At 38.9% G+C, this 13,152-nt stretch carries 7 protein-coding genes; 4 read left to right on the forward strand and 3 right to left on the reverse strand.

Annotated elements, in window-relative coordinates; translation table 11 throughout:
- Positions 1-347: 347 nt before the first annotated feature.
- Positions 348-6,212, reverse strand: a complete 5,865-nt coding sequence (locus KW060_RS06870) for a hypothetical protein (protein ID WP_249034071.1) — start codon at positions 6,210-6,212, stop codon at positions 348-350.
- Positions 6,213-6,495: 283 nt separating this feature from the next.
- Here KW060_RS06870 and KW060_RS06875 point away from each other — a divergent pair, with 283 nt between their 5' ends.
- From KW060_RS06875 to KW060_RS06885, 3 genes are read left to right on the forward strand one after another with little or no spacing between them, the layout of a single operon-like run.
- A complete protein-coding gene (locus KW060_RS06875; RefSeq protein ID WP_249034072.1) occupies positions 6,496-8,910 on the forward strand; it encodes a zinc-dependent metalloprotease in 2,415 nt (804 codons plus the stop codon).
- 54 nt (positions 8,911-8,964) lie between these two features.
- A complete protein-coding gene (locus KW060_RS06880) occupies positions 8,965-9,777 on the forward strand; it encodes an MBL fold metallo-hydrolase (protein WP_249034073.1) in 813 nt (270 codons plus the stop codon).
- 14 nt (positions 9,778-9,791) lie between these two features.
- Entirely contained in the window at positions 9,792-10,571 is a 780-nt protein-coding gene (locus tag KW060_RS06885) for an MBL fold metallo-hydrolase (RefSeq protein ID WP_274757331.1), read from the forward strand.
- Between the two features lie 36 nt (positions 10,572-10,607).
- On the opposite strand, the gene KW060_RS06890 is transcribed toward KW060_RS06885, so the two are convergent.
- Positions 10,608-10,910: a hypothetical protein gene (locus KW060_RS06890; protein WP_249034075.1), complete on the reverse strand. Its 303-nt coding sequence runs from the start codon at positions 10,908-10,910 to the stop codon at positions 10,608-10,610.
- Positions 10,911-11,508: 598 nt separating this feature from the next.
- Here KW060_RS06890 and KW060_RS06895 point away from each other — a divergent pair.
- Complete coding sequence (locus KW060_RS06895; protein ID WP_249034076.1) at positions 11,509-11,937, forward strand: RrF2 family transcriptional regulator; 429 nt, start codon at positions 11,509-11,511, stop codon at positions 11,935-11,937.
- A 5-nt stretch (positions 11,938-11,942) separates the two neighbouring features.
- On the opposite strand, the gene KW060_RS06900 is transcribed toward KW060_RS06895, so the two are convergent.
- Positions 11,943-12,827 (reverse strand): transporter, encoded by an 885-nt coding sequence (locus tag KW060_RS06900; protein ID WP_249034077.1) that lies wholly within the window; start codon positions 12,825-12,827, stop codon positions 11,943-11,945.
- Positions 12,828-13,152 lie beyond the last annotated feature (325 nt).

A 13,152-nucleotide genomic window follows, 5' to 3' on the forward strand; every position in this document is an offset into this window, starting at 1 on the left:
AAATTGGGCCATAATATCGAATTCCCGCCCCACACATGCGGATATAGAGGGAAAGTATAATTTTCCCAAACGCAGTTTTTTCAGTAACCAATAAAATGAGATGACAAATTTTGGAGAGTAATTTGTCAATGGAGAGTCATTTTAAAACAGAACTTTTGTGTTCCCTTACTGAAGTTAATAACTACAAGAAACAATCTAACGCACTATATATTAAGGGATATTTAAGAACAAAATCACATTTACTTAAAATCTGATGTTAATTTTTTTCAAATTTTCAATGGCTTGGTTATAAACAAAAAAAATGCCTCTCTCGAGGCAATAAAAATTAGGTTTTTTTCTTCTAATGATCAAATAATTGCTATTTCCTGATCAATTAACAGGGTTGCATCACCGGATTGATAAAGATTGTAATCATTGCCGTTTTGATTCTGTGTGCCACTTGCAATCCAGCCTTCGCCAGCGATGTTGAGTGTGTCGCCAGTATTGCCCTCAATAACAAGTGAATTATCAGTGTCTGTCATGTTAATGACATCGTTAATCGATAATGCAATTTCATCATGCTTGTCATTGGTTATGTCAATGGCTTCGATGTTTTTGAGCGCATCCCGTTCAGTAAATGCGTTTAATGCAATGATATCAGCAATGCCGTCAAGGGCATCAGTATTAATGATAATTGTATCATATCCTTCACTGCCATCAATTTGGTTAAATTGGTCATGGGTGATTTCAATCATGTCGTCACCAAGGCCAGTATTTAAATGAACGAGTTCAGTGGCCGTTACCGTATCATTTCCATCTGTTGCATGGGTTGTCGCAAATTTTGCATCACCAGCCGTTAATTCACCGAAAAAGTTCTGAAGTAAAATATCGCTGCCGGTGCTTTCATCATAAATGAACATGCCGTAATTGGTGTCATAAACATCAAGTTCAGCATATGTTAATCCAGAACCCGTGAAATCAAGCACGTCATCCCCCTGGATGAAATCAAGGATGGTGTCATGTCCCCAGTTTGCTGCAAATTCAAGGGTATCTTCGCCGTGATGAAGGGTGAATACTTCATCATCAACAGTGCCGACAATTGTATCAATTTCACTTGTTCCTTCAACCGTTGTGCCAGGCTGTGGGCCATCGCTTAATACACGGAAGCTTAATTCAATCCCAAGTGAGGATATTTCATCTGAATTATACCAGTGGTAATTATCTGCAACATCCCTGACGTAAACTCTATCAATTTGGTAAATCCCTGCCACAAGATTTTGATCAGAAACTTGTACCACATGGCTATTCCATGAATTCGCGGTTGTTGTATCAAAATTATTTGTCTCCTTTAAATAAACCGATACATATTCAATCCCGCTGTTATCATCCGTTATATCAAGTGAAAAATATAGCGGGTCGCTCTTGATATTTGCTGCGTCAAAATAAGGTTGATTAATTGTAATGCCATGAAGTTCAGGTGCAGTTAAATCGGTATTCGCATCAGTTACTTCAAAAGTGGCAGGTAAGCCCATTTCTTCAAGGTCGGCTTTATAATAAGTCGTTGAATTGCCAGCGATGTCGGTAACCTGTATCTGCAGCATGGAATATGTTCCGACCTCGGACCAATCATCAAGATATGTACCACCGATATATTGATGATCGGGGGTTATTTGAACATATGATGTTTTAGTTTCACTTGGGTTTCTAAACCAGATTTTAATATCACTAATTTCTGATGTTGCATCGCTTGCTTGGGCCGTGAAATTAATAACATTTTCAATGCCCACGGGAATACTGCTATGGGAAATGGTTAAATCCGTTAATTCCGGTGCGTCATAATCCGGTGTATCATTAATGACAGTCAAGGAAGTGTTAATTCCGAGATTGTTTAATTCTTCGGTGTTGTATCTAGTCCATGTTTGATGTGGTTCATAAATATTTACCATATAAATGGTATAGTCGCCCGGATGTTGCCATTCATTGAATTCGAGCGTCATTGTGTAATTGGTATCATCATGTAAGGTGTGGTATTTATAATTTCCATCAGGATCAATCATTACAATTTGAACATAATGGACATCAAAATCCGGATCTTCTATCTCGACGGTGATGTCAACTGTGCCACCATTGGTGATATCGATCGTTTCATTGCTAAATGAAATTGATTTGATCGCTGTTTTGCTATCTCCAACAATATATTTCGTATTAAGCGTTTCAGTTAATCCGTTGATTTGAATGCTGTCGTCACCAACATTTAAAAGTAATCCTTCAGCATTGATTGTCTGGGTGATGTCTGCATATAGGATATTTGATAAAGATAGATCAATATAATCTTCGCCAAGAGTAAAGCTTTCAATTGTGTCATGGCCAAAATCATTGCCGAATATAAAATGATCATAACCATCGCCACCAATAAGCAAGTCATTTTCAACAGTGCCATAAATTTTAAGCGGCGCGACAATTTCAAATGTGAATGATATGCCATTTTCCAGTAAATCATTTGCACTATAATGGTGGATGTTAAATCCTGCATCATAGATATATGCACTTGTAAGGGTATATGTTCCTTCTTCCCAAAGGTCTGCATTAATACTGTCTAAAAATGAAATATTATCTATCAATGTTTCATCAGGATGTATGTTTTTTATGATGCCGTTTTGATTTTGGAACGTCAGTTGTGAAAAATGATTTCCAGATTGATTTTCATCAGTGGTCATTGTGATTGAAAATTGGTCTTGGACACCAGTTACATATACGTAATCATCATTTGTCGTAATCGTCTCTATATTTGGTGCTGTAATATCTTCGTTTGGATTTATCAGTTCAAAACTGGTATCAAGGCCGGCTTCTGTTATGTCCGTTTGATTATAAACTTTATGATGGCCTGCGTTGTCACGTGCTGTAATTTGGATAAGGGAATATTCGCCCGATCCAAAATGTTCGTTGATGACAAGCTCGGAAATCATGCCATTTTCAGGTGTAAATATAACGGATTGAGTTTGTCCAGCTGGCCCTCTGAAATAAAGTGTCACATTATCAATACCGGACATGTCATCGGTAGCATCCAAAGTTATGAAAATTTTGTTATCAGTGCTTAAATCAAGAACCAGATTATCAAGTGTAATGCTATTTACCACAGGATCGACAAGATCAGGGTTAGAGTTCGTAATTTCGATGCTGCTGCTTATACCAAGAGCTTCAAGATCTGCTGCCTGATAATCAAATCGATTGTTTTCATAATCATAACCATAAACATATGTTAATTCATATGTGCCGGGCATAAACCATTCGTTTAATGATTGCCATACTTTGAAGTTGCTTTGGCTAATGCCAGCAATCCAGAAATTACTGCCGTCTGCCGCTGTATATTGCAACCTAATTGCCTGCGTGCCTGAAATGTCATCGCTGACATCAATTTCAACATAAAACCTTATGTCATCATCAAGGTTAATAACCTCGGGTACACCAATTTCGTTAATGGTTGGTGGGCGAACGTCGCCAACATGATTTGCGTCAAGGCGTGCTTCTTCGCCCATAACAGTGTAAATAGGGTCATTATAGGTTCCCGTATTAGTCAGAACCCCGTCAAAATTTTCAAGTGTGATTTTATTATCACCATAATGTATTTCCAGGCTGTTTTCCTGGTAATAGATTTTCAAATTGCCTTCTGTAAGGTCTGTGGCAGTAAAATCGATTTTATCACCAAATTCAAAATCATTTATGGTATCAACGCCGAATTCATTATCGAAATACATATAAGTGTCATTACCAGCGCCGCCGCTTAAAGTATCATCACCGCCGCGCGGCAAAATAATATCATCGTTATCAGTGCCGGTAAGGGCATTGGCATCATTATCACCACGTACAATGTTACTTTCATTGGTGGCTGTACTATTAATGACAAGTACTTCCGTATTCGTATTTATTTCAGATGCTGGTATTTCGGCGATATTTAAATTGCTATCGGTTAATGTAATATGTGAAAGGGAGTATATGCCTTCTTCATCAAAAATATCATCATTAAACTGAATTAATGCGCCATTAAGCGATGTCATTGCCACATCAAGCGTGTCCCCAGATGGCGTATAAAATATCATGATCGCAGTGGTGATATCGCTGTCTGTATCATGTGCGGATAAAGATATTTGAACAAAGCCGCCATCATCCATATTCGCGCTATTTGATAATGAAAAACTTTCTAAAACAGGTGCTGCGGTATCATGAAGAATGAAATAGTCAACACTTAGAATTTCCGTTAGCCCTTCGATTAAGATACTGCCTTGGTCTGTTTCAATCAGCAGTCCTGATTCATTAACTGTTTGTGTGATTTCGTTGAAATTAATTAAAGTGTCAGAAATATCAATTTTGTCATAGGTGGGTTCGAAATTTTGAACTGTATCATTGCCAAAAGTGTCATTTACAGACGTAAATTTATAAATGCTTTCACCATTTTCGCCGACATAAACATCATTTTCAGGGGTTCCTTCAATAATGCTTGTGGGAAGCAGCGCATAAAGATCGTTACCATTTTGATCAATCACATTAATGGTAAGATCAACATCATGAATACTGATGATTTCGATGATCTGTTCATCTGTTAAGCCAGTTCTGTCAATTTCAATGGTGCCATGTCCGATAATTCGTAATGTTCCGACATCAGTCATTGCATTTTCTGCACTGATTTCAATTTTCACATTTTCTTTAAGCTCCAACGTGTCAATAGATGTGAAGTGCGCCGCCATTTCCGCGCCTGTGATAATGGTTTCACCACCCTCTGGTGCATGAATAGCGACATATAATTTTCCTGTGACAGGTGTAAAGACCGTATCATCAATGTCACTTAGCTGATCAAAAGTGATTTTTGTATCGCCATATGTTTTTACCTGATCAACAGCGAAGAGGGGGCTTGATGAAAAGTCATAATGGGCATTCGGATTTGATGTATTGTCCAAAGACAATGTAATATTTGATGAATTGTTAACGGCAATTGTACCAATACCAAAATAATCATTTGGCTCACTTACGATTAAATTAAAATCACCATTTAAATCAAGAACAGCAATTCCAGATAGATTAACTGCGCTTAAATCGAATGTGGTAACATCGGTGTCGTCGTTACCGTTTAAAATTAATTTTGTGCTGCCGTCACCATTAATGTTCGTGATGCCGGCAAAATCATGCATATCATCAGCAATTAAAGTGATTAGACCTTCTAATGAAAGAACACCAATGTTGGCCATATAAATATCGGAAATATCCACGATGGTTGGCTCTGCGGTGGTTTCGCCGCCAATCGGTGTGTCATCCCAATCATCATTTGGTCGGCCGCCACCGTTTTCATCTTCGTCTATGCCGTCTTTATCCTCGAAATTTGGGCCGCCTTTTCCTTTGCCGGGGTTGTCATCATCCTGACCATCGGTATTGTTGCCGTGGCCTTTGTTACCGCCTTTGTTGTCATCATTTTCTGATGTTACAGGATCCAGATAATCAGCACGCACACGGATAATGGAACTGCCGTCCCCTTTAAATGCGCCAAATTCCGCAAATTGTTCACCTGTTAAGATCACTTCTGAATTTACCCACATTTCATCAAGGTTCTTAAGTACAGCTCTATTGATATAAGCTGTTCCGTAAATCACTAGGCTGTCATTACCGCTTCCTCCGTCGATTACTTCGCCTTCACCGACTTCGCTGACGGTATTGTTATTTAAATCTTCTTCAGTAATAACACTTGATAGGTTTACGCCGCCCGCTGAATTGGTAATTGAACTTGCTGAATATTGGCCGCTTGTTGTTGTGCCCACAAGGACGATTGTGTCGTCGCCTTCGCCGCCCTTAACGTTATCGCTGCCGTCACCTGCGCGAATTACGTCGTCACCGCTGCCGGTAATAATTGTATCATCACCTGCTGAACTGGTAACGGTTACGGCCTGTGGGGTTGAACTAACATTAAGGGTTAGATCTCCGTCACTTGTTGCAATGAACACATTATCAGTGGTTTCAACAAAACTGACGCCTTCTGCGGCAGGGGCAGAGGTTTCAAGCGTGCCGCCGCCACCATTTGATCCGCCACCACATGCGGACGCGAGAAGAGGAAGAGTTAATGCATTAATTTTCTTAAGAACTGATTTGTTTTTAAGTTTGGGTTTCAACAGATTAGAAATGGAATTATTGATATTTTTTGATGAAGTATGATCAGTTGATACAATATTATTTTCTATAACTTTTACCATTTGAAACTCCTTACTTTTACCGTCTACTAAAATTAATTATTTTTTAACTTATCCTTATAAGTTTTAAAAAGTTGTAAATTGCACGTAATAATTTAGTTAAAATGTGATGTTAATTTTATGATGAATTTCAGTGTGTTGAATTAACGGCGTTTTTGAAGAACATGGAAAATAAAGAATTTTTCTTTTCTTAAAGTAATAATCTAAACTTGAACATTTTCCCCAATAGAAGTAAGCTCAGTTGTAATAAATTCAAATTATATACAATATACAAAGGGGAGAAATGATGCGTAAATTCGCTTCAATTCTATTATTATTCGTTTTTTCCACTTCTGCTTTTGCGCAGGACATTTCTGATTTCACAAGAGGAATGGAAAAAAAGGAAGGTTTCTTTAACGTTTATTCCGATCATGAGAATGGTAAAGTCTATTTGGAAGTAGATCGTGTTCGCGAAGACTTTATTTATAAAGTCAGTCTTCCGGGTGCACTTGGTTCTAATGATATCGGACTTGACCGTGGTCAGCTTGGCGGTACAAAACTTGTTTATTTTGACCGTGTTGGAAAACGTGTTTTCCTTCATCAGAAAAATACAAGATATACAGCAAATAGTGATAATCCACGTGAACGTCTTGCAGCAACCAATGCATTTGCACCAAGTATCGTTTTTGCATTTGATGTTGTTGCCAGTGACGGTGATAGTTCACTGATTGAAATCAGTGAAATGATGCTTGATGATCAACATAGAAGTGCTGCGAAAATTAAACGCAATAATCAAGGTGATTTCTCGCTTGATAAGGGTAGAAGCTTTGTTGATTTCGAATTTGTAAAAACATTCCCAATGAATACGGAACTTCAATCTGTTGTTTCATTTAAAGGTGAAAATCCTGGTGGATACGTTCGTTCTGTTGCGGCAAATGCAAATATTATCACATTGAAGCAACGTATTTCGTTTGTTGAACTTCCTGATGATAATTATAAGCCGCGCCGTTTCCATCCAGCGATGAGTTCTTATAAAACAACCGTTGTTGATTATGCGACATCAATTACAGAACCGATTGAACAGAATTATGTTGATCGTCACCGTCTGATCAAGAAAAACCCAGACGCAGAGGTTAGCGAAGCGGTTGAGCCAATCGTATATTACATTGATAGCGGTGCACCTGAATTGATCCGCAATGCACTGCGCGATGGCGTACAGTGGTGGAACGCGGCATTTGAGGCTGCTGGCTTTAAAGATGCATTTCGCGCTGAAATCATGCCAGAAGGCATGGATCCGGATGATGTACGTTACAATGTTGTGAACTGGGTTCATCGTTCAACACGTGGCTGGTCATATGGCGGTACCGTGTTTGATCCTCGTACTGGTGAAATTATTAAAGGTCATGTGACACTTGGTTCATTACGTTCTCGTCAAGATTTTATGATCGCCAATGCAGTATCCGGCCCATATAAAGAGGGCGGTAGCATTGATGACAGTCTAGAGCTTGTCCTGGCTCGTACACGCCAACTTGGCGCTCACGAAGTTGGTCATACGCTTGGTTTTGCGCATAATTATATCGCCAGCATGTTTGGTGATGATGATGTGATGGATTATCCACATCCACAAATTAAGCTAGATGAAGATGGCAATGTAAGCATCAAAAACGCTTATGATAATAAAATCGGTGAATGGAATAAAATTGCTGTGAACTGGGCGTACCGTGAATTCGCGAACGAAGAAGAGGAAGCAGCGGGCCTTAAGAAAATCATGGAAGACGCATATGCAAAAGGTCATAAGTTCATTGCTGATGGTCCAGATAGCCGTGGTGCAGCAAGTTTGCATGCGGATAGCCATCTTTGGGATTTTGGCGATGATGTTCTTCAAAATACACGTGATATGTATGAAGTGCGTCGCGTTGCACTTTCCAAATTTGGACTTGATAATATTGCCGATGGAACACCACTAGCGCAGCTTGAGGAAACATTGGTGCCGCTTTATTACTTACCACGTTTCCAAATTAATGCTGCTTCGAAATCAATCGGCGGTATGATTTATGGGTATGAGGTAAAAGGTGAAAATATCGTTCCGCGCCACAGTATCGTTAGCCGCGCCCGTCAAGATGAAGCAACAGATATCGTTCTTGAAGCGTTAAGTGCCGATTACCTAACGTTACCAAAGCATATTCTTGATCTTATTCCACCAAAGGCATTTGGTTATAGTTTGACCAGAGAAAGCTTCCCGCGTGATACTGGTGCAAGTTTTGATGCACTTGGTATGGTTGAAGCACATGCGAACCATACGCTTGGATTGCTGTTCAATAAAGAACGTCTGGCACGCATTAACGACCATAATGTTCGTGATAATCAATATATCAGTCTTGATCGCTATATCGTGAAGATCGCATCGAAAACGATCCTTGCACCGCGTCTTGATGATCCGCTTAAGGCGGCCGTTCATCGCCGTGTTGGTTATACTTTCGTTCATTACATGATGATGACCGCAGGTAATAAGGATGCATCACCAGCGGCGCAGGCGATGACAGCATCACATCTAAATGGTCTTAAAGGTATTTTGGAAGACCGCATTGCCAATGATGAAATGACACGTGAATATAAAGCATTTTATCAGCAACAAGCACGTCGTATTGGTGCATTCTTGGCAGGTGATTATATGCCGAAACATTCGGATCTTGCTCCAATACCACCGGGTGAGCCGATTTAATTTTATTATTAAGGGATGACCATAGGTCATCCCTTTTTTGTTTTTGGAAATGTTATGAGAAATATATTTGGATTATTGACCCTTTTTATGGTCTCAAGCGCCTACGCACAGGATGCCAAGCTGTGTCATGTTGCTTCGGCCGGGTTTTACGCAACAGATGGCGAAAAAAGTGTGTTGTTGGATGCGCTTTACCGTGATGGCTTAGATGGTTTTGAACAAGCCAGCGATATCGTGAATGACCAGATGGAAAAGGCCGAAGGTGTATTTTCAAATGTGAAATTAGTGTTTGCCAGCCATTTTCACGGTGATCATATGACCGGTAAGGCGATCTTAAGGCACCTGAGGGCCAATAAAGATGCTGTTGCCGTTGTAACAGAACAATCAAGAACCGTGATTGCAGCCGCAGGTATTCAACCAAGTGATCAGAATCAGGTAAAGAGCTTTAATATTCCAATTGGTGAGAATGAAAAACTAGATGGGTTGGCTTTTCCGGTAACCCTATATGGCATTAGCCACGGGGAAGGGCGGCCAATTGAAAATATCGGGATGGCCGTTATTGTTTCCGGAAAAACCATAATGCATGTTGGTGATATTTTCGCAAAAGAAGAGGATCTGATACGAGCCGAGGTTGGAGAAGCCAATATTGATTATTTATTGATGCCTTATTGGCATATGCTTGACCCTGAAACGGTTAGTGACATTAATCGTGTCTTTAAACCAAAACACATTATCCCGATGCATTTCCCTCCAGCCTCTGGTGGAAATGATCATGTCGAAAGATTAGCGGAAATAAAAAATATAGCATACGGCAGTGCCAGTAATATCGTAAAACTTGAAGAGGAAATGACTTGTATTGCATTAGATTGATTATTCTTTTTCTTTTGAGCGTTTCACTGTCATTTGCGCAAGATGCACAAATCTGTCATATCGCAAATACAGGTTTTTTTGTAAGTAATGGCGAAAGTAGTGTTCTTATGGATGCTCTTTATGCGGATGGGATGGATGGTGATCCGGTGGCAAGTGGTGTCGTAAACAGCAACATGGAAAATGCGAAGGGGCGTTTTTCAAATGTGGATCTAATTTTCGCGAGTCACATTCACGAAGATCATATGAAAGCAAAGCCAATCCTGCGCCATTTAAGGGCAAATGATAATGCAAAAGCAATTTTACCCGCGCAGGCCGCCATTTTCATGAGAGCGGCCGGCATAGGTAATGAAAATGAACGTATTCATTATGCGGATTTAAAACCAGGTGAGGTGCGTGCGTTAGACGGATATGATATGCCCGTTACGCTTTATGGTTTAAGCCATGGCGCTGGCAATGAAGATATCACCAATATTGGCATTAAAATCGAGGTTAACGGGAAAACAATTATGCATGTGGGGGATATGTATGGCCCCCAAGCGGGGTTTGGTCCGCAAAATAAAATAACAGTTGATTACTTGATGATCCCGTTTTGGTATTTATACCGCCCAGAAAGAGTTGAATATATCCAAAGCATATTTAATGTGCAGAACATTATTCCAATGCATTTTGCGCTCGACAGCAGTGAATGGATGCAATCTATGGGCGGTTTAAAGAGCGTCAAGGAAAGAACATATTCTTCCACGGATAATATCATCACCCTTGATCAAGAAATGATGTGTATCCCAATTAAATAAATAAGAACGGCATGTTTAGTACCGTTCTTTATACGCTTAGCAATTTTTGACTTCTGTATTTGCGAAGAATTGTGCCATTTTAAAAGTTCCAATGAGGGGGGTCAGAACCTTTTGTTCGTTAGCTGGAAGATTTTCGATAAAAACATTAATCTGTTTTTCTAACCTGGCAATTTTGCTGTCGGATATTCCGCTGCATTCTTCAAATGGATAACAGTTGCCCACATATTCAAGTAACATTGATCCAAGCGTAAGTTCATTGATGGATTCTGGTGATAAGCGATCCAGTTTCGTCGATAACCTGCTTAACGCCATGTCGTTAGGTTTCAATTTTTGACCCATACTTGTTCCTCCCAATAATGACGGGCAAGTTAAAATGTGTGGGTGGGCGTTATAGCCGGATATTCATTTTCCCCGAACCAGATTTTTTAATATAGCGACTTAATCGTATACATAGTCTGCAAAAAAATACTTCCGACTTTGTTATCCAGAATATCAGCAAAGCTTGTACGAGCCCAAATAAGTCGCGCAGTTTCTGGTTTTTGGGATTGGTGATATCCCCCACGGATTTGCCCGTGAAGAGGATATTATGATGTTTTTGATAATAATTCTCAAGTGTAAAATGTATGTTTTTCTTTTTATTTTCAAATAGATAGGTAAAATACATTATTTAATGTATTTAATAATGTAATAAAAATGTCATAAAATCGTACGCTAAATATTTGTTTTAAAAGAGTAATTATTGAAGTTTATTGTTGGAAAATAATTCTTAAACTATAGGGTGTAGAAGTAGTATATTTAATACATATAATATTTTATTGAAATCCTTCGCTATGTTGCGCATATTTTTGTCATTGATAAACGAGGATCATATAAAAAGCATTTTGAATCATTCAGAATTTTTATAAATAAAAAGAATTAAGAAGGGGTATAAGTTAGTATGAGAATAACTTCTTTTACGCGTTATACAGTAATAGTATTGCTCCATGCAGCATTAAAAAGGGGGGAATTGACAACGATCAGTGATATTTCCGAAATTTATGGAATATCGGCCAACCATTTAATGAAAGTCGTTCATTTATTAAGCGCCAATGGGTACCTTGAAACTGTTAAAGGGCGTGGTGGTGGATTACGGCTTAATCTTGAATTGCAAGATATCAAACTGATTGATGTACTAAAGCTTTCGGAACCTGATTTTAATATTGTTGAATGTTTCGGCGATAAACGCGGTAAATGTCAGGAAATTGATAGCTGTAAATTCAGTGGTGTTGTTGACGAAGCATTGCAAAATTTCTTCGGCGTGATTGAAAAATACACGTTTGCCGATATTGAAAAAACCAATCTTTTCGATTTGCGCCAGAGTATGTAAAGAAATTAAAACTTATACCTGATTTGGGTACCTAAACCGTAATCGGTCGTAACATTATTCAATCCAACAACACCATATACATTGAACCCCCAGTGGTCATCCAATTGCACATCCACATATGAAAAAATCTCTTTCGGGCTGTTAAAGCCTGGTGTGGCACTTTCACGGTAATCATAACTAACGCCGATACTGGTATCATATGTTAGATAATAAGCAGCACCAATAGAGGCAAAGAAACTGTTCTGAAGATCAAACCTGTCTGTTTCACCAACAAATCGGTACCCGATCGTACCAAACGGCATAAAGTTACCAAATAAATATGCGGCATCAAGTTTGATCGTATAATCAATCTTACCGGTACCAAGACCTTTTCGTTCATCGGCTGTTGGCAGCTTGATCTGTCCCGTAAGATCAATAAAGAAATCGTCCATATAGGGGTTTTCGAATGAATAAGAGGCACTTAAATATACATCGCCAAAACCGCTTTTTCTGCGGCTGATGTTTGGGTCGATAGTGCCCAAATCAATATCAGTGACAAGAGGTGCGCCGTTTTCATCGGTAATAATGTTATCGGGGGCAGCAAAACTGATGTAACCGCTGCTTGCGCGGAATGTCCAGTTCTCCTTTTCCATTTTTATGGAATAGGGGACATAACTGATGTTCGTGCTGCTGGGTAAATTAAACCGTCCACTGGAATAATCATAACCGGTGGTAAACGTAAGCGAACTTTCCTCTATTAAAGGAATAGAGACATAATCATCTTCAATTGATTGTGCATCAAAGCCATCATTTGTATCCGTTTCCATTTCTTGTGAAAAAGCAGCAGTGCTTGTAAGCAGAGAAAATGCTATGCCAAGTGTTGTTGTTATATGCATTTTATTTAATGCCATTTTTACCCTATTTTTCCCCCAAGTTTATTTGTTGTATTTTACAAAACTTTCTAATTGATATTGGTAATATATTTACCTAGTCAATTTCAAGTCATAAACTCGTTTAACGGGTTACATCTGTCGCATCTAATTTTGACAAAAAAAAGGCGACCCTTCAATTTTAGGTCGCCCAAGTTTGGGGGAGGAAATAATCACTTACTAAATTAGGCCTTATTAATTTATAAAAGGTTAATAAGGGTAAATTTTGAATTACTAAAGGTTGTGTAATAAAGTTTGTTAATAAACGAAAATGTGAAATATTTAATGGATTCAAGGGGGTACATTT

This window comes from Pseudemcibacter aquimaris (assembly GCF_028869115.1).
In the GTDB taxonomy this organism is placed as follows: domain Bacteria; phylum Pseudomonadota; class Alphaproteobacteria; order Sphingomonadales; family Emcibacteraceae; genus Pseudemcibacter; species Pseudemcibacter aquimaris.